The sequence below is a fragment of the Cucumibacter marinus DSM 18995 genome (genome assembly GCF_000429865.1).
In the GTDB taxonomy this organism is placed as follows: Bacteria; Pseudomonadota; Alphaproteobacteria; order Rhizobiales; family Devosiaceae; genus Cucumibacter; species Cucumibacter marinus.
Window position 1 is genome coordinate 1 of sequence record NZ_KE386979.1, and the last position, 25,038, is coordinate 25,038.

Below are 25,038 nucleotides of genomic sequence, written 5' to 3' on the forward strand. Positions count from 1 at the left end.
CGAAGCCAGGAAGCAGCGAATGGAGGAAAGCGATGCCCCACATATCTTCGTCATGCTCGGGCTTGACCCGAGCATCCATGATGAGAGGACACGCGGGAGCTGCGTGTGACTAGTCAAATACCGCCGATCCACATGCGATGCCTCATGGACCCTCGGGTCAAGCCCGAGGGTGACGAGGAGAGAAGTGGCGTCCAAATCTACCCCCTCACCCTGAGTCCGTCGAAGGGCGAGGGCTCCGGACAATCAGGAGGCTTGAGATGAGGACAGGGGGTGCATCGGGCGTATTGGCCCTTACCAAGCAAAAAGCCCGGGAATGCTCCCGGGCTTCTCTAAACTTCATGGCCTGCCTTTCGAGCATAGCTCTCAAGGCGTTCGCGGTCGGGCGACCTGCTAGCCTTTCGAGCATAGCTCTCAAGGCGTTCGCGCCTAGAAAGGCTCCACCGGAGCCTTTCTGCCTGACGGCACGGCGCTCACTACATAGCGGGGCCGACTTCGACGAAGGACGCGTCGTTCACGGTCATTTCGACGATGGTGCCCGGCACGTCGCCGGCAGCGTCGAACTCAAGCGGCCCGGAGGCGCCTTCATAGTCGATGTCGGTGCCTTCGGCGATCAGCGCCTTGGCCTTTTCCCATTCGCCCGGCAGGATCACTTCGCCCGGGGCGGAGGTGACGTCGCGCAGCGCGGCCGAGAGGCCTTCACCACCGCCGCCATTTTTCTCGGCAGCCAGGGCCAGCGCAAACACGTTGTCATAGCCCTGCGGGCCGAACGATGCGATCGGGTCGAGACCGGCAGCGGCGGCCAGATCGGCATAAACTGCGGTACCAGGGCCTTCAGCGCGGCCCGGACGGGTAGCGATCATGCCTTCGACCGCACCGGCATCCATGCCGTTGAACAGGGTGTCGTCCACCATGCCGTCACCGCCCACGAAGACGGTGAAGTCACCGGCTTCGATGGCCTGACGCAGCATGGTCTGGCCCGAACCGGAGGCATAGGCGAGGATGACGAGATTCTGCGAACCCGAAGCAGCCAGCGAACCCAGCTCGGCGCGATAATCGGCCTTGCCTTCTTCGTGCGCTTCATTGGCAGCAACGGTGCCGCCCTCGGCTTCAAAGGCTGCTGCCAGCGAATCCGCGAAGCCCTTGCCGTAGTCGTTGTTCACATAGGCGATGGCGATGTCGTTGATGCCCTTGGAGAGCAGCAGGCGGGCCATCACTTCACCCTGGTAGGAATCCGACGGGGTGGTGCGGAACAGAAGGTCGTTGTCCTCGACCGTGGTCACGGCCGGGGAAGTCGCGGACGGGGACACCATGACAACGCCGGCCGGGATGGCGGCGGTGTTAGCGGCCGAAATGGTCGCGCCCGAGCACATGGCACCGACAATGCCGATCACGCCATCGGCGTTGATCTGACGGTCGGCGGCGTTGGCTGCAGCGGTGGCGTCGGCGCAGGTCGAGTCGCCGACAACGGTTTCAAGCGAACCGTCAAGGATGCCGCCCTGGTCGTTGATGTGGGTGGCCGCGAGCTGCGCAGCATCGCCGATCGGCGGCGCAAGGTTTTCCAACGGACCGGTGTAACCCAGAAGGATACCGATCTTGGCGCCCTCGGCCATGGCCGGGGCGGCAGTAAGCGCCACGGCAGCGACGGCCGTGGTCAAAGCAATTTTCAGGTGACGCATGATCTTCCCTATTTCCCTGTGATCGTTGTCGGCCGGGCCCGTCTGCTTCTTCGATCCCGCTCGCCCCGTTGTTGCCGTGACACCAAGTTACGGCCGGTAACGAGAAAGTCTTGTGGCAAACAAAGCCCGCCAGCCGGGGTGCCGAAAGCCCCCCGTTGGGCTCTACATTACTGATTTTAAGGTGAGAGTCACCCGTTTCCTTCGTGCGCGGCTGACCCGCGAAGCGCAAGTTTTGTGCGCTCAGGGCATTCAATGCAGGAGCGATGCATCGGGAACGGTCTGCAGGCGGTTTTCGGTTGCTCGGCTCCCGAGGTTCTGCAATCGTCGCGGCGATTTGCGGTGCATGGGATGGTTTCGAGGAGGCAAAATGCGTGATCTTTCGCGGCGGCTGTCCGGCGCTGTTGTGCTGAGCGCCGTGCTCACCTTCTTGCCGGCCATCGAGCCCGCCCCGGCACAGAACGACATTGTCGGCGAAGACGCGCTCGAGGTTGTGGAACCGGAGATCGATCCCTGCGGCAGCGAAGAGATCACGATCGCCGACATGCGCTGGCCCTCGGCTTCGATTCTTGCCAATATTCACCTTCTGCTGCTGACCGAGGAAGTTGGCTGTCCGGCACGGATCGTCTCCGGCGATATCGCCTCGACGGGGTCTTCCATGGCCACCACCCAGCAGCCCGCGGTTGCCCCGGAAATGTGGGTGGCGCGGATCCCCGAAATCTGGAACTCGGCGATATCGGCGGGTAATGTGCGCCCCATGGCCTCGACCTATTCGGGCGGAACGCTCGAGGGCTGGTTCGTGCCCGCATCGCTCGCGGCCGCCAATCCCGGGCTTGAAGACGCCAGCCAGCTTGCGGAATGGGAAGAGCTGATGCGGGCATTGGTTCCCGCGCCCGAACCCGGGCTCGACGCGGAGGGCAATCCGCTACCAGCCCAGCCGGTACCGGCGAGCGATCTGCCGGCGCCGAAATTCCTGACCTGCCCGGCGGACTGGGCCTGCGCGGTGATCAACGACAATCTGCTGCGCGCGTTCGGCCTGGCGAGCCAGTTCGAGGTGATCACCCCGGCCAATCGTTTCGAGATGGACCAGCGGATCGCGGATGCGATTTCGCTCAAGGAGCCTTTGGTGTTCTACTACTGGCAGCCCAATTCGGCGCTGGCCCAGTTCGGGTTTCATCGTCTTTCGCTCGGCACCTATGAGCCGGATGCCTTTCCCTGTCTCGGGCAGCCCAATTGTCCCAATCCGCAGCGATCGGCGTTCCCCTCGGAGCCGGTGGTGCTGGCGGTGGCGGACTGGGTGTTCGCCGATGCGCCGGCCGTTGCCGACTATCTCAGAGGGGCGACCATGCCGCTGGAGGTGATGAACGCACTTCTGGCCTGGCAGAGCGAACGCAATGCCGACCCGGCCCAGGTAGCGCGGTTCTTCATCGAGGGATGGCCTGAGGTCTGGCAGGGCTGGTTGCCGGACCGGCCAGCAGACATAGAATAGACAAGGGCCGCGCCCGAAGGCACGGCCCTTTTCGCGGTCCTTGAGGACGTCCCTATTCGCCGGGCTTGAGCGCCGATTTTCCGGTATCGGCCGCTTCCCCGATATTGTCGACGCCGCGCTCCTCCAACAGGGCCGTAAGCCAGTTCGGGTCCATTTCGGGCACCGAAGACAGCAGCAGGTCCGTATAGGGGTGATGCGGGGGCGTGAACATTTCGTCCTTGGGTCCCTGTTCGACCACCTTGCCCTGTTTCATCACCACCACCTCATCGGCGATCGAACGCACCGTGGCGAGGTCATGGGTGATGAACATATAGGCAAGATCGAGTTCCTCCTGCAGCCGGTCGAGAAGCTTGAGAATGCCCTCGGCCACAAGTTGATCGAGCGCGGAGGTGACCTCGTCACAAATGATCATACGCGGATCGGCGGCCAGCGCCCGGGCAATGCCGATGCGCTGCTTTTGACCGCCCGAAAGTTCGCTCGGATAGCGGTAGTAGAACTTGGACGGCTCGAGTTCGATGAGATCGAGCAGTTCGTCGACCCGGTTCTTGAGCGCACCGCCGCGCAGATTGCCGTAGAACTCCGCCGGTCGGCCGATGATGTCACCGATCCGCATTTGCGGGTTCAGCGCGGTGTCGGCGATCTGGTAGATCATCTGCACCTGGCGCAATTGCTCTTTCGAGCGGTCCTGGTAACGGGCAGGGAGTTCCTGTCCGTCGAACAGGATTCGTCCTGCCGTTGGCGGCAAGAGGCCGGTGATGCAGCGGGCGGTCGTCGATTTGCCCGAGCCGGATTCACCCACCACAGCCACGGTCATGCCCGGATAGATGTCGAAGCTGACATCGTCGAGCACCTTCACATCGGAATTGCCATAGGAGGCATCGATGTGCTCGACCGAGATGATCGGCTGGGTGGCGTCGGTGGGACGCGCGCGCTGTTCGCGCTTGAAGCTGCGCACCGCCCAGAGTGACTTGGTGTAGTCCTCCCGCGGGTTTTCCAGCATCTCGACGGTCGAGGCTTCCTCGACCTCATTGCCCTTGAGCAACACCTTGATGGTGTCGGCCATCTGGGCAACCACGGCCAGATCGTGGGTGATATAGATCGCGGCCGTGTTGAACTGGTCGACAATGTCGCGGATCGCGGCCAGCACCTCGATCTGGGTGGTCACGTCGAGCGCGGTGGTGGGCTCATCGAAGATGATGAGGTCCGGCCGGCACGCCATGGCCATGGCGGTCATGGCGCGTTGTAACTGCCCGCCCGAGACCTGGTGCGGATAGCGGAAGCCGATCTCGGTCGGGTTTGGAAGGCGAAGGCGCTCATAGAGCTCCATGGCGTCTTCCTGCGCCTCGAGACGCTTCTTCATCCGGTAGTGCACCGGAGCTTCGGTGTGCTGGTCGATCAGCTTCTGGGCCGGGTTGAACGAGGCCGCTGCCGACTGGGCGACATAGGCAATGCGCGAACCGCGCAATGCCCTGAGATCCGCCTTTGGCGTGGTCGTCAATTCCATGCCGTCGAACTCGACCGAGCCGCCGGAGATCCGGCAGCCGTCACGGGCGAAGCCCATGGCGGCGAGACCGATGGTGGATTTGCCTGCCCCTGACTCACCGATCAGGCCCATGACTTCACCACGGTGAAGGGTCAGATCGATGCCGTGAACGATCTCGATCCATTCCTCGTCGGCATAGCCTTCGATGCGCAGATCCTTGATCTCAAGCAGGACTTCATTTTTCTTGGGTGAACCCATTCAACCTACTCCTTCAAGCCCGAGGACCGGTATAGCATCCAGTCAACCACAAAATTGACCGCCACGGTAAGTAGCGCGATGGCGGCGGCGGGGATCAGCGGGGTGATCTCGCCAAACGAGATGAGCGTCGCGTTCTCACGCACCATCGACCCCCAGTCGGCGGTCGGCGGCTGAATGCCGAGACCCAGGAAGCTCAGGCCGGCGACCAGCAGGAACACGAAGCAGAACTCGAGACCGAATTCGGCAATCAGCGGTGCCGTACAGTTGGGCAGGATCTCCTTGCGGATCAGATACCAGGTCTTCTCCCCGCGTAGTCGGGCAGCTTCGATATAGTCCATGACCACCACATTGCCGGCCACCGCTCGTGTGAGGCGGAAGACGCGTGGCGAGTAGATGACCGCGACAACGACAACCACAACAATGAGGTTGGTGCCGAAGATCGAGAGCATCAGCAGCGCGAAGATCAGGGACGGGACCGACATGATGATGTCAGCGATCCGGCCGATGACCTGGTCGAGCCAGCCGCCGCGCGTGGCGGCGAAGAGCCCGGCGATCGCGCCCATGGTGAAGGCGAGGACCGTCGCGGCAAGGGCGAGACCCACCGAGTTGCGGGCGCCGAACACGACGCGGGAGAACATGTCACGGCCGAGCTGGTCGGCGCCGAGCAACAGGTTTTCGTCCGCGGGTGCGAAGGCCTGGGTGACAACTTCGGCCTGCCCGTACGGGGCGATCAGCGGCGCGAAGATGCCCATTACCGCATAGGTGAACACCACGAACATGCCGAAACTGGCAGTCAGTGGCGCAGTTCGCAGGGCCTTGGCCGATTCGTGGTTCAGCATGGACGCGGCCACGATGACGATCAGCAGTGCCACCAGATATTCGGTGACGCCCCAGCTCATCCAGTAGGACAGCAGAACCCCGATCAGCAGAACCCCGATGATCGTTGAATATGTCAGCTGGTTGCCCGTCAGCGTCTTGCCGATATTGGTGTCGGCGAGGATGACGAGGAACTCACGCCACGCGTAGGACGTGCCGGCTGCCAGGGCCAGGATCCCGGCACCGACTGTGATGGTCCAGAGGGCGGATTGTCCCCCGATAATACCGACCACGAAGGATATCAGGGTCAGCGAGAACAGCACCACGAAGGCACTGCGTTGTTTGAAATAAGCGGCAGCGCAGGCTGCGGCGATGAGAAGGGCGTAATAGCCGACGACAAACATGCTCATGATCCGCCCTCCTTACTTGGGGTGCCTGAGGCGCGGATTGGTGAGAATGGCTCCCACGTCCGCGGTCAGATTCAACAGGATAAAGGTCGCTGCGAAGATCAGGCAGCAGGCCTGTACGATGGGGAAGTCGCGTTTCGACACCGCGTCGACCAGCAGCTGGCCGATGCCCGGATAGACGAACACCACCTCGACCAGCACCACGCCGGTGATGAGATAGGCGAGGTTGAGCGCCACGACATTGATGATCGGGGCCCAGGCATTGGGCAGGGCGTGGAAGACGATAACCTTCCAGGCCGGTGTGCCCTTGAGGCGTGCCATCTCGATATAGGGCGAGGCGAGCAGATTGATGATCGCCGCCCGCGTCATTCGCATCATGTGGGCGGTCACCACCAGCACCATGGTCAGGGCTGGCAGGAAGGCCCGGTAGAGATATTCCCCGATACTGATGTCCGGTCCGAGCGAGGCGAGGGACGGGAACATGTCCCATTGCACCGAGAAATAGAGGATCAGGATATAGCCGAGGAAGAACTCCGGCGAGGAGATCGAGGTGAGGGTCATCACGTTGGCGACCCGGTCAAACAGCGAGTTGCGCAGCAGCGCCACGATCACCCCGAGGATGATCGAGATCGGCACCGCGATCAGCGCCGCATAGCCGGCGAGGAACAAGGTGTTGAGGAAGCGCGGGCCAATGACATTGCCCACACTGTTGCCGGAAATCAGCGACACCCCGAAGTCGCCTTGCACAGCTCCCGCCAGCCACTCCAGGTAGCGGACCGGCGCCGGTCGATCGAGGCCCAGTTGCTGCCGCATGGCGTTGACGGTTTCTTCGGTTGCGCCCTGGCCGAGTACCGCCTGGGCGATATCGCCCGGCAGCAGTTCGACGGCGAAAAAGATCAGAATCGAAATGATCAGGAGGGTCAGAAGGCCCAGCCCCAACCGTTTCAGAACGATCCCCAATACACCACTCATGATGCTCGTCCCTTATCGTTGGTTCGCGTTGGTTCGCGTTGTGTTTTCGTTGACGTGCGCAGGCCAGACCCTGCGCGACACAGAACTTGCGCCATTGAAACAGCAGCGCGGATCGCCGCGGCTTCAAAAGAACAAGCTGATGCCGGCCCACACCGAAAGCGCCGGTACCCTTTGGATACCGGCGCCTCAATTGTCTTAGTCGTTGAACCACCAGCGGCTGGCTGCGCGACCGCCGTCGCTCTCCCAGCTTGCTGCAAGATTCTCCGGCACGCCCACATTGGAACGGGCGCCGTAGACGAAGTTGTTGAAGAACGGAATGATGGTGCCGCCATCGTCGCGGGCCAGCATGGCCATTTCGCGATACATTTCGGCACGCACCGAATCGTTGAGCTCCGACTTCGCCTGCAGCAGCAGTTCGTTGAACCGCTCGTTCTGCCAGTGGCTTTCGTTCCAGGCCGCGTCATCCTTGTAGGCCAGGGTATACATCACGTCCGGCGTCGGACGGGCGCCCCAGGAAACGAGGGTGAAGGGCTTCACCAGCCAAACGTCGGAGTAGTAGCCATCGTTCGGCTCCCGCACGACGTTGACGTTGATCCCGGCAGCCTTGGCCTGTTCGGCGTAGAGAACGGCCATGTCGACGGCCCCGGCGCTGACGCTGTCGGCAGTCGACAGGCTGACAGTCAGACCTTCGGCGCCTGCCTTCTTCAGCAGGGACTTGGCCTGGTCGGGGTCGTATTCGCGCTGCGGGATATCGTCCGGCCAATAAGGCTGGGCGGGCGAATGGTGGAAGTCGTTGCCCTTGGTTGCTGCGCCGAACAGGATCTTTTCGATGATCTCGTCGCGGTCGATCGCGAGCTTCAACGCGTTGCGCACATTCACATCGTCGAACGGTGCGGTGTCGCAGAACATCGGCATGGTGATCGCACCGGCGGACGGCACGTTCAGCACCTGGATGTTCGGGTCACGCTGCAGCAGCGCCATGGTCTTGAGGTCGACCTGGGACACGGAGTCCACGTCGCCGGTCACAAGTGCTGTCTGGCGGGCGTTCGGATCGTTCAGGGTGATCATTTCGACCTTGTCGAAATAAGCGCCTTCGCCATGCCAGCCTTCGTGGCGGCTAAGGCTGAACTGCACACCGAACTCACCCGAGTCGATCTTGTACGGACCGGTGCCGTCGCCCGACTGCCAATCGATCGTGCCGTCGTCATTGGCGCGACAGATGGCCAGGTGGTAGTCGGTCATCAGCCAGGGGAAGTCGGCATTGCCGCGGGACAGCTTCACCGTGACGACGTGGTCGCCATCCTTGGTGATGTCGGTGACATCGGTGAGCAGCGCCTTGGCAGCCGAGGTGGTGTCATCACCGCGGTGGTGGTTGAGCGAGGCGATGACGTCGTCGGCGGTGGCCTTCTTGCCGCTGTGGAAGCTGGCGTTCTGGTTGAGTTCGAAGGTCCACTCAGAGGCGTCTTCACTCGCGGTCCAGTTGGTGGCCAGATCCGGGCCAAGCGAACCATCACCATTGATCTGGGTGAGATACGAGCGGTGGGTGTGCGCGAGGAAGATCATCACGCGGGTCACATAGGTGCCGGGATCGTGGGTATCGGACGTGTTGCCGTCATGGATACCCCAGCGGAAGGTGCCGCCCGATTTGGGCTGGGCGAATGCGCCGGTGGTCATCAGCCCGGTCGCCGTCGCAGCGGTCATGCCGGCCGCGGTGGCGTATTGCATAAATTCACGGCGGGAGATGCGTCCCTGCTTGGCCTCCCTCGCCATGTGTTGGATCAGTTCAGAATTCGTACGGTTTTTCATGGTTCCTCAATGAACTGTGGCGGCACAGCACCTGCCGTTTGCCGGCATATTTCTTGTTGGCGCCCTGTTGCGCATAAAGCGATGCCACCCTTCGTTTATGGGCACTCTAGTCAAACATGGTTAGGCGCAACAAACCACCCCCCGAAGATTAAAGCTTTGAAGAGAAACGCGAATTGGTATTTTTTCAATGGTTTTAGGGGCTTATCCCTACGTAGATACTTAGGATCAGTCCACTGGCCCGGAATTGGTGTGGAGCCGGAAATTGCCGATCGGCAAAAATGGCGGAAATCTGACTGATCCGGAAAAGGCGCCCTGCCGACTACGAGTGGTGCACTCCGCGCACGTCCGATCCATCTGAATTATATAGGTTTTTGAGCCAATTCCATAGATTATCCGAAGATCAATTCCGGCCAGTCGCCGCGGTATCCAAAATGTTTTGGATCAAAGCGGAACGGGGGCCAGTGACAGAGTTGATCAGGATTTCGTCAAATGCGCGCGAGACATGTATAGATGATCCAGAAGGCATTCGATAATCTTGTTGTTCTTTTCCAAAAAAATAAAAAGCAGAGCTTGGTCGGATTCATGCCGTTTTTCAGGCGCCCTTGACTTGGGTTGCGCTGAAGATGGGGCGGATGTGCTACGGGGAGCGTCGGTGTGCCCCATGGATTTCGGATTTCGCGGGACAATGGCCTTTCTTCGAATCGGAGCTTGGTTGCGCCGGAGGACTTTGGCCCCCGACTCACCTTGGTAAAATGTTGATAACGCGGCATTTTGTTGGAATGCTGACATGTCGGGACCGACCAGATCCGGCTACTCCGCCCGGAGAGTCGCGCAGCGGGGCCCTGCGGCGACCACATCCGAGCGCACAAAGGCATTGCCGGTCATGCGGTACCATGTGAAGCCATCGGCTCCGTCGACCGCCCTGAATGCCATGACCGCCATGCTGGCAGGCAGCTGCCCGACGGGCGGGTTCTGCGTGGAGGCGTCCCCACGCAGATTGACCGCTGTTCTTGCGGTCAAAAGGCAGGGCGCATCCTTGCCGGGATCACGTAGCGCTTCGATTTCGTAGAACGATACCCAGCTTGGAGAGGCGGCGATCTCGACCCGCAACCCCGCCACATCAGGCAGGCCACCGGGCAGGCGGACTGAAAGCACCTCGCTGTCCTTTGTGTTTCGCGTCAGGTCCCCGATCAACACATTGGTTCCATCGGCCAGCATGGCCGTTATGATGCTTCGGGTTTCGCCCTCGGGGTATTGGGCGAGGCGGATATTCACCTCGCCGAGCCGACCGGGTTCCGCAAAGGCGATCTCGACATGGCCGGGGGCTTCGGTGCCGCTTTCCCAGGTGGTTTCGTTGTTCGCGTCAATGGCGTGGTCAGGCGGATGGCCGGGCAGGGAGCGCGATGCGGTGGCCGTTGCGCCTTCGGTCAACAGGACCGAGGGCTCATAATCTCCCTTCAGACAGGGGTCTGGCCGATTGATGGGCGCCAGTCCCTCAAGAAATGTCCGGTCGTGAGAGAGAAGCGTGTAGGGAGGGTGCTGATCGGCGCCGGGTGGGAATGGGTAGAAGCCCCAATGCAGCCAGCCGTCGAACCCTTCATCACAGCTTTGCGCCATCCAGATCTGTTCGGCCCGCAACGCCATTTGCAGGCGAGGAATGTAGGCCGAGGACGAGCCGACTTCACCCATGATGACGGCTTTGTCGCGGTGTTGCGGCATGCCGAAATTCTCGGCCTGACCGGCGATACCGAGATCGGTGTCGGTGTAGGCATGAAAATCGAAGAAATCGAGCGGAGCGCCGGCCAGAAGCGGTTCGGTGTCGACGAACCAGTCGCCGCCAATGCCGGTTTCGTTGGGGAAGCGTGGAGCGAAGAACCCCATTGTGACGAGCGCATCGGGATCGGTGGCCTTGATGATCGTGGAAACTTCGGCGCTGATCGCGATCAGATTGTCGGTGATCATCCTGCGTTTCTGTTCGGGGTCCGACAGATCGTACGTTTTTCCGGTGCCGTTTGTGATCATGCCTTGATCGAGTGAAAGCGGCGGCTGCTGCGAGAATGTCCATTGTTCGTTGACCAGCGACCAGCCCAGAACCGCCTCCCAGGCGGTGTCGCGCTCTGCAAGGGCCGCCATCAGGTCGCGCCAATAGGCAGTAAAGGCGTCGATGCCGCCGCGGGTGATGTAATGCGCGTTGCGATAGCCCTCGATCATCTCCGACGCATCGCGATTGGCGATCTCGCCATAGCCGCCATGGTCGGGGATGTCGTTGGACGTGAACAGGACGTGGATGTCGTGGTCCCGGGCGATCCGGGTGAATTCGGCCATGTTGTCAAGGTAATCGGGATTGAGTCCCTCGCGGCCCGGACCGGTGATGCAAACCGAACCGGTGTTGCACAAATCGAAGAACACCCGGACGGTGTTGTAGCCAAAGTCCTTCAACAGGATGAAAGCATCGGCAATGCGCACGGGGTCGAACGTATCGGTGGCGAGTGGGCGGTCCTCGAAGCGGCGGCCTACAAGCTTGAAGTCGACATAATTGGCACCGCGCGGGAAGAAGCGATCGCCGGTTACGGTGTCGTAGAACGCCCCTTCTCCCTGCACCACCCGCACGCCGATCCGGTTCATCGCCTGCGTGGCGGTGGTGAATGCGAGGACCAGCAAAAGAGCGAAAGGCAACAGCGATCGGCGCATGATGCTGTCATTATAGCAGGGTTTTCTGCGTTCCCCTTGCCTGCATGTCGGGTTTGCGGGTTTCACTATGCGCAAACAGTTGCGTTGGAACCGGCTGCCCCTCTATAAGTTGCGCAATCCAGACGACCAGCGAGGAGGCGCTTTGCATGGAGCTCAAGACAATCAATGACCGGGTCAGCGTCAGCGGGCAGATCCAGCCCTCGGACCTCGACGCGATCAAGGAGGCGGGCTTCGTGATGGTGGTCAACAACCGGCCGGACGGGGAAGCCCCCGACCAGCCCACCGGCGCGGAGATAAAGAGCCGCGCCGAAGCGCTCGGGCTCACCTATGTCGAGATCCCGATGGGCCGCGAAGGCGTCACCCCCGACATGATCGAAGCGACCCGCAATGCGCTCGACAGCGCGGCGGGCAAGGTGCTGTGCTATTGCCGCACCGGCACCCGCTCGACAACCCTGTGGGCGCTCAGCCAGTCCGGCGCGCTGCCCGCCGAAGAGATTCTGTCCTCGGCCTCCAAGGCCGGCTACGACATGAACCATCTCAGCGCCTATCTGCGTTCCTGAGGACGCATCAGCGTCCCACCATGCCACGCCGCTGCGGGGGCATCGCTCCCCTGGCGGACCGTTCAGCCGTTCCAACCAGTCGAGGTTCCGGTGCCGATCAAGAAAATCCTAGTTGCCAACCGTTCGGAAATCGCCATTCGCGTCTTCCGCGCCGCCAATGAACTCGGGCTCAAGACCGTTGCGGTCTATGCCGAGGAAGACAAGCTGGCACTGCACCGGTTCAAGGCAGACGAATCCTATCTGATCGGCAAGGGACTGGGGCCTGTCGAGGCCTATCTGCAAATCGATGAGTATCTGCGCGTCGCCAAGCTGGCGGGCGCCGATGCGATCCATCCGGGCTACGGTCTGCTGTCCGAAAGCCCCGAATTCGCAGAAGCCTGCGCCGATGCGGGGATCACCTTTATCGGTCCGCGGCCCGAGACCATGCGGGCGCTGGGCAACAAGGTCGCCGCTCGCAACATGGCCATCGAGGCCGATGTGCCGGTGGTGCCGGCAACCGAGCCTTTGCCGGACGATCTCGATACCTGCCTGAAAATGGCGCGCGAGGTCGGTTTCCCGCTGATGCTCAAGGCGAGCTGGGGCGGGGGCGGCCGCGGCATGCGCGTCATCCGCGATGAAAAGGCAGTGCGCGACGAGGTCGCTGAAGCCAAGCGCGAAGCAAAGGCCGCGTTCGGCAAGGACGAAATGTATTTCGAAAAGCTCATCGAGCGCGCCCGCCATGTCGAGGTGCAGCTTCTGGGCGATGATCACGGCAATCTGGTGCATCTGTTCGAGCGTGACTGCTCGGTGCAGCGGCGCAACCAGAAGGTGGTCGAGCGTGCGCCGGCGCCCTATCTGAGCGACGAGCAGCGCAAGGGGCTGACCGATGCGGCCCTCAAACTCGGGAACTCGGCCCGGTATCGCTGCGCGGGCACGGTCGAATTCCTGATGGATGCGGACACCGGTGCGTTCTATTTCATCGAGGTCAATCCGCGCATCCAGGTCGAGCATACGGTCACCGAGGAAGTGACCGGCATCGATATCGTCAAGGCGCAGATCCACGTGATGGACGGCGCGGTCATCGGGACCCCGGAATCGGGTGTGCCCGAACAAAAGGATATCGTCCTGCACGGCAATGCACTGCAGTGCCGGGTGACGACCGAAGACCCCGAAGAGAATTTCATCCCCGACTATGGCCGGATCACCGCCTATCGCGGGGCGACCGGGTTCGGGGTGCGTCTCGATGGCGGCACCGCCTATTCCGGCGCGGTGATCACGCGCTATTACGATCCGCTTCTGGAAAAGGTAACCACCTGGGCGCCGACGCCCGAAGAGGCCATCATGCGCATGGACCGCGCCTTGCGCGAGTTCCGTATTCGCGGGGTGACGACCAATCTCACCTTCCTCGAGAACATCATCGGGCACCCCAAATTCCGCGATAATTCCTATACGACGCGGTTCATCGACGACACGCCCGAACTCTTCGATATTCCGAAGCGGCAGGACCGGGCGACCAAGCTTCTGACCTATATCGCCGATGTGACCATCAACGGTCACCCGGAGGTCGTGGACCGACCGCGGCCGCCAGCAAACGCTGCAGCGCCGGTGGTGCCTGAATTCGCGCCGCCACCGGTGATCGAAGGCTCGCGGCAAATCCTCGAGCGCGAAGGCGCCAAGGGCCTGGCCGACTGGATGAAAGCGCAGGATCGCGTGCTGATGACCGACACGACGATGCGCGATGCTCATCAGTCGCTGCTGGCGACCCGCATGCGCACGCATGACATCACCGCGATCGCCAAGGCCTACAGCCATGGCATGCCGAACCTGTTCTCACTGGAATGCTGGGGCGGGGCGACCTTTGACGTGGCGATGCGGTTCCTGACCGAGGACCCTTGGGAGCGGCTCGCGGCGATCCGCGAGGAAGCGCCCAATATCCTCACCCAGATGCTGCTGCGCGGCTCGAACGGGGTGGGCTACACCAATTATCCGGACAATGTGGTCAAATACTTCGTCGAACAGGCCGCCAAGGGCGGGGTCGACATTTTCCGTGTGTTCGATTGCCTCAACTGGGTCGAGAACATGCGCGTCTCGATGGATGCGGTGATCGAAAGCGGCAAGGTCTGCGAAGGTGTGGTTTGCTACACCGGCGACATGCTGGCGCCCGATCCCGGCATTTATGATCTCAAATATTATGTGAAGCTCGCCAAGGAGCTCGAAGCGGCGGGCGCGCATGTTCTGGGTATCAAGGACATGGCCGGTCTGATGAAGCCGGCAGCGGCGAGAAAACTGATCGGCGAGCTGAAGCAGGAAATCTCCCTGCCGATCCACTTCCACACCCACGACACGTCGGGCGCTGCAGCGGCCACGGTGCTGGCCGCCGTCGATGCCGGGGCCGATGCGGTCGATGCGGCGATGGACAGCTTTTCGGGTACCACGTCGCAGCCCTGTTTCGGCTCGATTGCCGCGGCCCTTCGCGGTGGCGAACGCGATCCCGAATTCGACCCCAGGGTCATTCGCGAGATTTCGTTCTACTGGGAGGCCGTGCGCACCCAGTACCGCCCGTTCGAAAGCGATCTGCGCTCGGGTGCCTCGGAAGTCTATCTGCACGAGATGCCGGGCGGCCAGTTCACCAATCTCAAGGAACAGGCGCGTTCGCTGGGGCTTGAAAGCCGCTGGCACGAGGTTGCCCAGACCTATGCCGACGTCAACCAGATGTTCGGTGACATTGTGAAGGTGACCCCGTCCTCCAAGGTTGTCGGCGATATGGCGCTGGCCATGGTCAGCGCCGGGCTCACAAGGGCCGATGTGGAAGACCCGAACAAGGATGTGGCGTTTCCGGATTCGGTCGTCGGGTTCATGAAGGGCGATCTCGGCCAGCCGCCGGCGGGGTTCCCCAAGGCGCTGCAGGCCAAGGTCCTCAAGGGCAAAAAGCCGCTCGAAAAGCGGCCTGGTGCCTATCTCGAGGACGCCGATCTCGAGGCCGAGCGCAAGAAGGCCGAGGAAGCGACGGGCACCGAGATCGACGATTTCCGGCTCGCCTCCTATCTGATGTATCCCAAGGTCTTCACCGAGTTCATGGCCGCGGCCGAGACCTACGGCCCGACCGCCGTGCTGCCGACCCCGATCTATTTCTACGGGCTGGAACAGGGCGATGAGACCTATATCGAGCTCGAGAAAGGTGTGACGCTGGTCGTCCAGTATCAGGGGCATTCCGAGCCAAACGAAAAGGGCAATGTCCGGGTGTTCTTCGAGCTTAACGGACAGCCGCGTTCTGTGATGGTACCGGACAGGTCGATGGCTGGTTCGGTGGTTGCACGGCCCAAGGCCGAGAGCGGCAACGCCTTGCATGTCGGTGCACCGATGCCGGGCGTGATCTCGACCGTGGCGGTCAAGGCCGGGCAGAGCGTGACGGCAGGGGATGTGCTCCTCTCCATCGAGGCCATGAAGATGGAAACCGCCATCCATGCGGAGGCGGACGGTACGGTGGCCGAGGTGATCGTCTCACCGGGCGACCAGGTCGACGCCAAGGATCTGCTGGTCAGGCTGGAAGAGGCTGAGTGACCGGTGCGCCCGAATTGAACCTGGCGTTCATCGCTTCGGCGATGAGCCGGTAGTCGGCCTCCGATATTTCGAACAGACCGAAGCGGAACTGGTACCCCCAGTTCCGCTTTCCTTTTGTGAACTCGAGCTGGTCGAGCAGGGGGCGGATCGGTGTTTCACGCGCGGCGGCGTAATCGACGTCACGGCGATGGGGGACGAAGCCATTGCCCATGTCGGCTGTGTAGATGGTGTTGTCGCGAACCCGGCCAATGAGCGTGAAGCGCTGCAGTTTGTCCGTGCCGCGAAAGGTCTCGGTCGGAGAATAATAGACCACGCCATCACCGGGCGCGATCCGCCTCAGCGGTGCGCCTTTGCCGTGGCAAACCTGCATGAATCCGCCATCGGTAGCGCCGCGTCTTGCGTGCTCTGCCGAAGCTACGGCAATCCAGTAGCGGGTAGCATCATTTGCATTCAGAGCCGGCATATATCCTCTCCCTTTTTCTGGAGGGAGAGGTAACACGGGGCACTGTCAGAACGTGTCAGGAGGCTTCGAGCGGTCCTTCAAGAAAAGCGCCGCCGCGGCGAGGGCGGCGTTGCTGCGTCGTTGATCGATGCCGGCCATTGCCTATTCGGCAGCCACTGCAGCCGGGGTCTTGACCGTGATCAGGGCCAGAACGAAGGCACCGAGGCCGCAGGCGACAATGACCTCGAGCATGGGGACCGGCGTGCCGTCGAAAACCATGCTCGACACTGTCATTGCGATCGCGCCGGCCACCATTTGCAGCGTGCCGCCGAGAGATGCGGCAGCGCCTGCGATCTCACCGTGCTCTTCGAGCGCCAGCACCATGGATGTGGGCATGATGAAGCCCATGAAGGCATTGGCGAGAAGGAACATCACGACAAGCAGCGGCAGCGATCCCATGCCGCCGGCGAACAGGGCGAGCAGGATGATCACCATCACCGCATAGCCCGCAGTGGAAACCCGGATGAGGCGGTGGGCGCCGAACTTGCCCATCAGATTGGCTGCGAACTGGCTTGCGGTGAAAAAGCCGGCCGCGTTGAGCGCGAAGGCCACCGAGAACTCGGTCGGCGAGAGCCCGAAATGGTCCATATAGACAAAGGATGCGCTGCCCAGGAACGTGAAGAACGCCGCCATGCCGAGCCCGCCGATAAAGGTGAGGCCCATGAAAGAGGGATCGCGCACCAGGATGCCGAAGCTCTTGAGCATGGCCCGGCCCTTGAACGGGGTGCGTCGCGCAGGCTCGAGGGTTTCGGGCAGCGCCAGGGTCACCATCAGGGCAGCGAGCAACGTCGTCCCGGCGATGGCGAGGAACACGGCGCGCCAGCCAAACGGCACGATGACGAGGCTGCCGAGCAGCGGGGCCAGCATCGGCGAGATCGAGATCACCAGCATGATGGTCGACATCAGGCGGGTCGCCTTCTGCCCGGTATAGAGATCGCGCACGATCGCGCGCGGGATCGACATCATCGCGGCCGCGCCAAGGCCCTGCACGGCACGCAGGCCGATCAGGGTTTCGATATTGGGCGCCATGGCGCAGCCGATGGAGGCGAGCACGAACAGGCCCATGCCGAAAAAGATCGGCAGCTTGCGGCCGAACATGTCGCTGGCCGGGCCATAGAATAGCTGGCTGACGCCGAAGGCCAGGAAATAGGACATGAGCGTCAGCTGCGCGGCGGCGACAGGGGCGCCAAAATCCTCGGCAATGGCCGGCATGGCCGGCAGATACATGTCGATGGCGAACGCACCGACGGCGCTCATCAACCCCAGGATCAGGGCGAATTTGATCAAATCGAGTTTCATTGTTCAGTCCTTAAATATCGAAGTGCGGCGCCAGAGCGCCGCTCAGAATCACGTCGAATATGAACGTGACGAATCGACATTGCTGCCGATGGGGTGGAGCCGGAGTTGGCATGGGCCGTGCGTGTGTCGGCCCGGCCATTGATCGAGTGAAATTGATCGCTGCCGGATCGCGGTGTTCTCATATCACCGCGCAAGTTCTGCGATAAGTCCCCTCCATCGAATTCCAGGCCTGCTGTGTCCACATGGTGACAATCTGGCCTGGCCCGGCGCCGATATTGCCAGCCGGGTGCCAAAAGCGTATCCCCGTGGCGCCGCGCCCGGCCTGTGGATGCAGGCAGCAGCCACGCTGAGATGGACAGGTGGCGCGGGGCGCACTTGGATGGACAGGTGGCGCTTCGCGCACCATATCGGTGTCATGAATTCCGGTTAGGACGGTCAAATGCTCGACAGGCGACACACAGTAGGGGTCAGGATTGGCGACGTGGTCGTGGGCGGCGGCGCCCCGGTGGTCGTGCAATCAATGACCAATACCGATACCGCCGATATCGATTCAACGGTGCGCCAGGTCGCGAGCCTTGCCCGGGCGGGATCGGAACTTGTGCGGATCACCGTCGACCGCGACGAGGCCGCAGCCGCGGTGCCGCATATCCGCGACCGGTTGATGGCGCTCGGGGTCGATGTGCCGCTGATTGGCGACTTTCACTATATCGGGCACAAGCTTTTGGCCGATCACCCGGCCTGCGCCGAGGCGCTTGCCAAATACCGTATCAATCCGGGCAATGTCGGGTTCAAGGACAAGCGCGACAAGCAGTTCGGGCAGATGATCGAGACGGCCATCGAGTATGGCAAACCGGTGCGCATCGGGGTCAATTGGGGCTCGCTCGATCAGGAATTGCTGACCAGGCTGATGGATGAGAATGCGGACCGGGCCGAGCCCTGGTCGGCCGCGCGGGTGCAGCGCGAGGCGATCATCCAGTCGGCGCTGTTGAGCGCGGAAAGGGCCGAGGAAATCGGGCTTGGTCGTGACAGGATCATCCTTTCGACCAAGGTCAGCCAGGTGCAGGACCTCATCAAGGTCTATGAAGAGCTTTCCGCGCGCGCCGATTATGCGCTGCATCTGGGGCTGACCGAGGCCGGCATGGGTTCGAAGGGCATCGTCGCCTCTTCAGCGGCGCTCGGGATTTTGTTGCAGCAGGGGATCGGCGACACGATCCGCATTTCGCTGACCCCGGAGCCGGGCGGCGACCGTGCGCTCGAAGTGCAGGTGGCGCAGCAGCTCCTGCAGACCATGGGGTTCCGGCAGTTCCTGCCGGTTGTCACCGCCTGCCCCGGTTGCGGGCGCACCACCTCGACAGTTTTCCAGGAGCTGGCCAAGGATATCGAGGGACATCTTTCGGCCTCGATGCCGGAATGGCGCGAGCGCTATCCGGGGGTCGAAGGGCTCAAGGTCGCGGTGATGGGCTGCATCGTGAATGGCCCGGGGGAATCCAAGCACGCCGATATCGGCATCTCGCTGCCCGGTACCGGCGAAAACCCTGCGGCACCTGTTTTCATTGACGGCAGGAAAGCCACGACCCTGCGTGGTCCGGGCATTGCCGAAGAGTTCAAGCAGATGGTTGCCGACTATATCGAAAAGAAATTCGGTAGCGAAGAATCGAGCGCGGCGGAGTAAGCTTTCTTCCCGAGGGGGAAAGCGATGACCGATGCTCATCGACTTGCTGCAGTTCGGTTCGTCCATACCGCGATCTATGTGGTTATGGCGATTTCCACCTTTGTGCTGCTCTATGCCGGCGTTACGGGGTCTTCCGGGACCTGGTTGTGGGTGGCCCTCGGTCTGCTGGCTATCGAGACCGTGGTGTTTCTTGGCAATGGCATGCGCTGCCCGCTCACAGCCCTGGCCGAGCGTTACGGCGCCGAAGACGGGCGTGTGTTCGATACGTTTTTGCCAGAACGCGTGACCCGGTACACCTTCCGGTTTTTCGGGACTATCATGGTCGCCGGATTACTGCTCCTTGTTGCCAGATGGGCCGGCCTTATTGTTTGAGCTCGCGGATGGATGAATGACCGGTTCCCCAAAGCACATCCCTGATCCGAAAGTCCGGGCGGTCTTCGAGAAGATGATCGCCGGGGTGGAAGGGGTCGAACTCAAGGGCGATCAGAACCCTTATTGTTCGATCAACGGGAACATGTATGCCCAGATGTCGAAGCTCGACAGGATCGGGATCAGGCTTTCGAAGGCGGATCTCGCCGAGTTTCTGGAGACCTATGATGCGGGGCTCCATGAGGGTTATCCGGGGTTTGTGCAGAAGGAATATGCCGCGATCCCCGAGAGCCTTTATGACGATATCGACACGCTCCAGGCATGGTTCCAGCGCTCGCATGACTTCGCCGCCGCGCTGAAGCCCAAGCCGACTAGGCGCTAGGCAAACGGGTTTCCCTCCATTGTGGTTTCCACGATATCCGGCCGCCGCCGGGTGGCTTAGGCTTTGGGCAGGTGGAGGAACTCATGAGCATCTTGCAGACCATCAGCCCGGCGACTGGCGCGCGCGGCACGCAAATGACCGTCACCATCACCGGCGATGCCTATACCGAGGATATGAATGTCTCCTTTGGGCCCGGCATCGTCGTGATGGCTGTCCGGGTCGGTCCGGGTGACGGCGTGGCCGAAGTCGACATTATCATTCTCGAACAGGCACCTGTCGGGTCGCATAATGTCTCGGTGACCACCGCCACCCATTCAGGCTTTCAGCCTGGCGGCTTCACGGTCACCTGATCCATTCGTCCACGTGGTCATTTTTGTCCAAGACCTTTGCTTCGGATCGGTTCATTTTGTGCTGACGTCGACGTGGAGGTAGGGCGATGGATTCAATCAACTGGCTGGCGGTGATCGCCGCGGCGCTGGCGAATTTCCTTATTGGCGGGCTGTGGTATTCCCCGCTCCTGTTCCAAAAGGCCTGGATGCGGGCCAATGGCTTCACCGAGGAAGATGTCGGCAAAGGCAATCCGGCGATGATTTTCGGGGTGTCGGCGCTGTTCAGCCTGATCATGGCCGCGAACCTGGCCGCATTCGTGAGTTTCGAGGGCGTGACGCTGGGGTTTGCCGTCGGGGCGGCGCTGGCCGCCGGGCTTGGCTGGGCAGCGCTCGGACTTGGCATCGTGGCGCTGTTCGAGCGGCGGAGCTGGAGCTACATCCTCATCAATGGCGGCTATCTGACCGTGGCGTTTCTTGTCATGGGACTGATCCTGGGGCTCTGGCGATAACCCCGATCCGCCAGCAGGTTCAACGCTGACGCTCGGCAAAGTAACGAATGAGCGCAGTCAGCGAGGCGGCGCGGTCGCCAAACGGGGCGAGTGCCGCATCGGCCACCTCGATGCACGCGGCGAGCCTTTGCCGGGCACCGTCGAGCCCGAGCCGGGCCACGAGGGTCGACTTGTCCTGGTCGGTGTCCTTGCCGGCGGTTTTGCCCAGCGCCTCGCTGGTGGCCGTCACGTCGAGGATATCGTCGGCGATCTGATAGGCGAGGCCGGCTTCTTCCGCCCAACGGTCGAGAGCCTCCCGCTCCTTCGAGCCTGCACTGCCGAGGATTGCGCCCATGCGCAGTCCGGTGCGGATCAGCGCACCGGTTTTCATGCGCTGCATGGTCATGATTTCATCGGTCGTCAGCGGTTTGTCTTCCCCTTCGATATCGAGAACCTGACCGCCAATCATCCCGGTGGGGCCGGTGGCGCGGGCGAGCTCTGCGATGAGCGCGGCGCGGACCGCTGCGTCAGCGTGGCAGGCGGGATCGGCCAGGATCACGAAGGCCTCGGACAAAAGCGCATCACCGGCGAGGATGCCGAGGGCCGGGTCGAAGGCCTTCCAGACGGTCGGTTGCCCGCGGCGCAATTCGTCATTGTCCATGTCGGGCAGATCGTCATGGACGAGCGAGAAACAATGCACGAGTTCGAGCGCCGCGCCCGCTGGAATGCTGGCCTCCGGCGCGATGTCGAACAGCGCTGCGCTCTGGCGCACAAGAAAGGGCCGCAGGCGTTTGCCGCCGCCGAGCACCCCATGCCGCATCGCTGCGAGCAGGCGCTCGGGCGTGCCCGCAAGATCGGGATTGCCGGCCGGGTCGAGATGGCTGGCGAGATAGTCTTCGACATCCTTGGCGGCCGATGTGATGGCGGAGTTCAGTCGGGGGTCGGTCATCCGGTTGGTCCTCGTCCCCGCCTAGCTAGCCCGTTGCCCGGACCGGAGCAAGCCGGCTTCGCAAAAGAACCAAGCCGGCTTCGCAAAAGAACAAAGACAGTCGGCCCCCAATTGCAGTAAACGGGCGCGATGGCAAAGCGGGTGCGCAAAAACAAACCGGACAGAACCGCCAAAAAGGATGGCACTAGGCGGGGATGGTTTTCCCGGCTGTGGCGGCTTGTGCGCTGGCCGCTTCTTGCTGCGGGAATTATCATCGCCATTCCGCTCGTTCTGGTGCCGGTTTATTGGGTGGTGCCGCCGGTCTCGACGCCGATGCTCTATCGTCAGGTCACCGGCCAGCCGGTGACGCGGGTCTGGCGCGATATCGACACCATCTCGGACCGGCTCAAGGCCTCGGTGATCATGAGCGAAGACGGGCAGTTCTGCCGTCATCCCGGCGTCGATCCGCGGGCGTTGCGTGATGAAGTGCGGCGCCTTTTCGCGGGCGAGACCCCGCGGGGTGCTTCAACGATCACCATGCAGGTGGCGCGGAATCTGTTTCTTTGGCACGGGCGGTCCTATTTCCGCAAAGCGCTCGAGATCCCGCTGGCGCTCTATATCGACCTCGTGCTGCCCAAAAAGCGGATTTTCGAGATCTATCTCAACATCGCCGAGTGGGGGCCGGTGGGCGAATTCGGGGTCGAGGCCGGGGCCATGACCGCCTTCGGGATCGATGCGGATGCGCTGACCTGGGAGCGCGCGGCACTGCTGGCGACGGCATTGCCGAACCCCCATATCCGCCATCCGGGGCGGCCCAGTTCGCATATCAGACGGGTGGCCTCGATCATCGAGCGGCGGGCCAGGGCCGGGGCACCGTTTGTCGCCTGTCTCTATGATGGTCCGGTGCTGCTCGAATAGCGGGTCAGCAGAGCTTGCAAGTTCTGCAAGTTGGGGGTAGCCAAACGGCTTTGGCGGCTATATAACGCGCGCCAACCCAAAAAGGCGTTGATTGAGGCCCCCGGGGTGATTTCCGGGTCGGGCCTTTATTGAATGGAGTTTCTCATGGCTGTCCCCAAGCGCAAGGTCTCCGGCATGAAGCGCGGCCATCGCCGGTCTGCCGATGCCCTGAAGACGCCGAGCTATGTCGAAGACAAGGATTCGGGCGAACTGCGCCGGCCTCATCATATCGATCTCAAGACCGGTATGTATCGCGGCCGTCAGGTTCTCGAACCGCGCGACAAGTAAGGCGCATATCGCATGCGAATTTAAGCAGCCAGTCCCAGCCGGGGCTGGCTGTTTTTTTGTGTTTGGGGCAAACTCCGGGCGCGGAACGCCGGTGACCGGCTCCCATTGTCGATGGGCGCAAGCAACCGGCGGGGGCCACCAAGGAGGGTAAGATGTGGATTCCACCGCTACTGATCCTGCCGTTGATTATCTACAATGTCGTCGGTTTCGGACTGTTCGGGGTCACAGCCAGCAAATGGACCGCGCCGATCATCGAGGTCGGGCTGATCTCGGGCGGGGTCTGGACCATGTCGGTCTCGGACCTGATCCTTGTTGCAGCACTGGTGCTGTTGTTTTTCGAGATCATCAAATCGGCGAAGTTCGGGCGTCACACCGTGCTCGACCACATGCTGTCGACCGGGGTGTCGGTGGTCTATCTCGTTGAATTTCTAACCATTCCGCTGGCTGCGACATCTCTGTTCTTTTTGTGCCTGGTGATGTCGTTTATCGATACGGTCAGCGGGTTCACGGTGTCGATCCGGTCCGCGTCACGGGACGTCAGCATCAACTGAAGCAATTGAAATCACATCCAAAGAGGGGCGAGCCATGAGCGTACGCATCGAAAGCGATTCCATGGGCGAAATCGAGGTGCCGGCGGACAAGTACTACGGTGCCCAGACCGCCCGCTCCAAGATGAATTTTGCCATCGGCAAGGAGACCATGCCGATCGAGGTGGTGCATGCTTTCGGCGTTCTCAAAAAGGCCGCGGCGCTCACCAACAAGGATCTCGGGCTGCTCGACGACAAGCTGTGCGACCTTATCTGCCAGGCGGCGGATGAGGTGATCGAGGGCAAGCTCGACGATCATTTCCCCCTGGTTGTGTGGCAGACGGGCTCAGGCACCCAGTCGAACATGAACGTCAATGAGGTGATCTCCAACCGCGCCATCGAGATTGCAGGCGGAGAGATGGGCTCGAAGGCCCCGGTGCACCCCAATGATCATGTCAACAAGTCGCAGTCCTCGAACGATACCTATCCGACCGCCATGCATATCGCGGCGGTGATCGCGGTCGAGACCTATCTGATGCCGCGGGTCAAGAAGCTGCGCGACACGCTGGCCGCCAAATCCGAGGCGTTCAACGACATCATCAAGATTGGCCGTACACATCTTCAGGACGCAACGCCACTGACGCTCGGGCAGGAAATCTCGGGCTGGGTGGTTCAACTCGACAATGCGATGGCGGCGATCGAGGCAACCCTGCCTCAGCTTCGGCAACTTGCGCTGGGCGGTACCGCGGTTGGCACCGGGCTCAACACCCATCCAGACTATGCGGTCAAGGTTGCGGCGAAGATCGCCGAACTGACCGGACAAGCGTTCGAGACCGCACCTAACAAGTTCGCCTATCTGGCCGGACATGATGCCTTTGTCGGCACTTCTGGCGCGCTCAAGCAGCTTGCTGCCGCCTGCATGAAGATCGCCAATGACGTGCGCTGGCTCGCCTCCGGTCCGCGGTCGGGTCTTGGGGAACTGATCATCCCCGAAAACGAGCCGGGCTCCTCGATCATGCCGGGCAAGGTCAATCCGACCCAGTCCGAGGCGATGACCATGGTCGTGACCCAGGTCATGGGGAATGATGCGACCATCGGGTTCGCGGGTAGCCAGGGCAATTTCGAGCTCAACGTGTTCAAGCCGGTGATGGCGTATAATCTGTTGCAGTCGATCCGGCTGCTGGCCGACGCCGCGGAGAGCTTTAATGACAATTGCGCGGTCGGGATCGAACCCAATCGCGAGCGCATCACCGAATTGATGAACAACTCGCTGATGCTGGTGACCGCGCTCAACACCAAGATCGGCTATGACAACGCGGCCAAGATCGCCAAGCACGCCCACAAGACAGGCGGCACACTCAAGGGTGCGGCCGTGGAGCTGGGGCTTCTGACCGAAGCCGAGTTCGACGAGTGGGTGCGGCCCGAAGACATGGTTGGCCCGAAGTAAAGGCTGACAGAAGGTCTCACTTCATCCTGAGAGCTATGCTCAAAGGGTGGCGCACGTCCGGTATTCCATCCCGCCCTCGTGGTTCGACAGGCTCACCATGAGGGCGCGGCGGGAATGTCGCGATACGAAGCAAGGTGTATCGCCTCGGCCGCACA

General features: G+C 61.8%; 21 protein-coding genes. 12 read left to right on the forward strand and 9 right to left on the reverse strand.

What is annotated here, in order from left to right; all coding sequences use genetic code 11:
• Positions 1 to 473: 473 nt before the first annotated feature.
• A complete protein-coding gene (locus G489_RS0115530) occupies positions 474 to 1,676 on the reverse strand; it encodes an ABC transporter substrate-binding protein (protein ID WP_029042289.1) in 1,203 nt (400 codons plus the stop codon).
• A gap of 367 nt (positions 1,677 to 2,043) precedes the next feature.
• Here G489_RS0115530 and G489_RS0115535 point away from each other — a divergent pair, with 367 nt between their 5' ends.
• Positions 2,044 to 3,162 (forward strand): glycine betaine ABC transporter substrate-binding protein, encoded by a 1,119-nt coding sequence (locus G489_RS0115535; protein ID WP_029042290.1) that lies wholly within the window; start codon positions 2,044 to 2,046, stop codon positions 3,160 to 3,162.
• Positions 3,163 to 3,214: 52 nt separating this feature from the next.
• Here G489_RS0115535 and G489_RS0115540 read toward each other — a convergent pair whose 3' ends face one another.
• The 5 genes from G489_RS0115540 to G489_RS0115565 all read right to left on the reverse strand — a co-directional run bounded on the left by G489_RS0115540 (position 3,215) and on the right by G489_RS0115565 (position 11,595).
• A complete protein-coding gene (locus tag G489_RS0115540) occupies positions 3,215 to 4,903 on the reverse strand; it encodes an ABC transporter ATP-binding protein (RefSeq protein WP_029042291.1) in 1,689 nt (562 codons plus the stop codon).
• A gap of 5 nt (positions 4,904 to 4,908) precedes the next feature.
• On the reverse strand, positions 4,909 to 6,129 hold the full coding sequence (locus tag G489_RS22700; protein WP_035873148.1) for an ABC transporter permease: 1,221 nt from the start codon (positions 6,127 to 6,129) through the stop codon (positions 4,909 to 4,911).
• Between the two features lie 12 nt (positions 6,130 to 6,141).
• A complete protein-coding gene (locus G489_RS0115550; protein WP_029042293.1) occupies positions 6,142 to 7,098 on the reverse strand; it encodes an ABC transporter permease in 957 nt (318 codons plus the stop codon).
• A 195-nt stretch (positions 7,099 to 7,293) separates the two neighbouring features.
• Positions 7,294 to 8,904, reverse strand: a complete 1,611-nt coding sequence (locus G489_RS0115560) for an ABC transporter substrate-binding protein (protein WP_029042295.1) — start codon at positions 8,902 to 8,904, stop codon at positions 7,294 to 7,296.
• Positions 8,905 to 9,714: 810 nt separating this feature from the next.
• Entirely contained in the window at positions 9,715 to 11,595 is a 1,881-nt protein-coding gene (locus tag G489_RS0115565) for a hypothetical protein (protein WP_029042296.1), read from the reverse strand.
• Positions 11,596 to 11,741: 146 nt separating this feature from the next.
• On the opposite strand from G489_RS0115565, the gene G489_RS0115570 reads away from it, so the two are divergent.
• Together G489_RS0115570 and pyc are read left to right on the forward strand one after the other, a co-directional pair.
• Positions 11,742 to 12,155 carry a TIGR01244 family sulfur transferase gene (locus tag G489_RS0115570; protein WP_029042297.1) on the forward strand — a complete coding sequence of 138 codons (414 nt, stop codon included), beginning with the start codon at positions 11,742 to 11,744 and terminating at the stop codon, positions 12,153 to 12,155.
• Between the two features lie 90 nt (positions 12,156 to 12,245).
• Entirely contained in the window at positions 12,246 to 15,695 is a 3,450-nt protein-coding gene (gene pyc / locus G489_RS0115575) for a pyruvate carboxylase (RefSeq protein ID WP_029042298.1), read from the forward strand.
• Here the strand turns inward: pyc and G489_RS0115580 are convergent.
• Complete coding sequence (locus G489_RS0115580) at positions 15,673 to 16,158, reverse strand: EVE domain-containing protein (RefSeq protein WP_035873151.1); 486 nt, start codon at positions 16,156 to 16,158, stop codon at positions 15,673 to 15,675. The genes pyc and G489_RS0115580 overlap by 23 nt on opposite strands.
• 141 nt (positions 16,159 to 16,299) lie before the next feature.
• The gene (locus tag G489_RS0115590) at positions 16,300 to 17,496 is read right to left on the reverse strand and encodes a multidrug effflux MFS transporter (protein ID WP_035873156.1); all 1,197 of its coding nucleotides are present in this window, start codon (positions 17,494 to 17,496) and stop codon (positions 16,300 to 16,302) included.
• Positions 17,497 to 17,935: 439 nt separating this feature from the next.
• Between G489_RS0115590 and ispG the strand changes: the two genes are divergently transcribed.
• The 5 genes from ispG to G489_RS0115615 all read left to right on the forward strand — a co-directional run bounded on the left by ispG (position 17,936) and on the right by G489_RS0115615 (position 20,757).
• Positions 17,936 to 19,168 carry a flavodoxin-dependent (E)-4-hydroxy-3-methylbut-2-enyl-diphosphate synthase gene (gene ispG / locus G489_RS0115595; protein ID WP_029042301.1) on the forward strand — a complete coding sequence of 411 codons (1,233 nt, stop codon included), beginning with the start codon at positions 17,936 to 17,938 and terminating at the stop codon, positions 19,166 to 19,168.
• Positions 19,169 to 19,192: 24 nt separating this feature from the next.
• Positions 19,193 to 19,540 carry a hypothetical protein gene (locus G489_RS0115600; protein WP_029042302.1) on the forward strand — a complete coding sequence of 116 codons (348 nt, stop codon included), beginning with the start codon at positions 19,193 to 19,195 and terminating at the stop codon, positions 19,538 to 19,540.
• Positions 19,541 to 19,556: 16 nt separating this feature from the next.
• Positions 19,557 to 19,919 (forward strand): hypothetical protein, encoded by a 363-nt coding sequence (locus G489_RS0115605; protein ID WP_029042303.1) that lies wholly within the window; start codon positions 19,557 to 19,559, stop codon positions 19,917 to 19,919.
• Positions 19,920 to 20,002: 83 nt separating this feature from the next.
• The gene (locus tag G489_RS0115610; RefSeq protein WP_029042304.1) at positions 20,003 to 20,269 is read left to right on the forward strand and encodes a hypothetical protein; all 267 of its coding nucleotides are present in this window, start codon (positions 20,003 to 20,005) and stop codon (positions 20,267 to 20,269) included.
• A gap of 86 nt (positions 20,270 to 20,355) precedes the next feature.
• Complete coding sequence (locus tag G489_RS0115615) at positions 20,356 to 20,757, forward strand: DUF1761 domain-containing protein (RefSeq protein WP_029042305.1); 402 nt, start codon at positions 20,356 to 20,358, stop codon at positions 20,755 to 20,757.
• A gap of 19 nt (positions 20,758 to 20,776) precedes the next feature.
• Here G489_RS0115615 and G489_RS0115620 read toward each other — a convergent pair whose 3' ends face one another.
• Entirely contained in the window at positions 20,777 to 21,685 is a 909-nt protein-coding gene (locus G489_RS0115620; protein ID WP_029042306.1) for a polyprenyl synthetase family protein, read from the reverse strand.
• Between the two features lie 207 nt (positions 21,686 to 21,892).
• Here G489_RS0115620 and G489_RS0115625 point away from each other — a divergent pair, with 207 nt between their 5' ends.
• The 4 genes from G489_RS0115625 to fumC all read left to right on the forward strand — a co-directional run bounded on the left by G489_RS0115625 (position 21,893) and on the right by fumC (position 24,883).
• The gene (locus G489_RS0115625; RefSeq protein WP_029042307.1) at positions 21,893 to 22,582 is read left to right on the forward strand and encodes a biosynthetic peptidoglycan transglycosylase; all 690 of its coding nucleotides are present in this window, start codon (positions 21,893 to 21,895) and stop codon (positions 22,580 to 22,582) included.
• Between the two features lie 144 nt (positions 22,583 to 22,726).
• A complete protein-coding gene (rpmF, locus tag G489_RS0115630; protein ID WP_029042308.1) occupies positions 22,727 to 22,909 on the forward strand; it encodes a 50S ribosomal protein L32 in 183 nt (60 codons plus the stop codon).
• 152 nt (positions 22,910 to 23,061) lie between these two features.
• Positions 23,062 to 23,460: a hypothetical protein gene (locus G489_RS0115635; protein ID WP_029042309.1), complete on the forward strand. Its 399-nt coding sequence runs from the start codon at positions 23,062 to 23,064 to the stop codon at positions 23,458 to 23,460.
• Positions 23,461 to 23,494: 34 nt separating this feature from the next.
• Positions 23,495 to 24,883, forward strand: a complete 1,389-nt coding sequence (gene fumC, locus G489_RS0115640) for a class II fumarate hydratase (protein ID WP_029042310.1) — start codon at positions 23,495 to 23,497, stop codon at positions 24,881 to 24,883.
• Positions 24,884 to 25,038 lie beyond the last annotated feature (155 nt).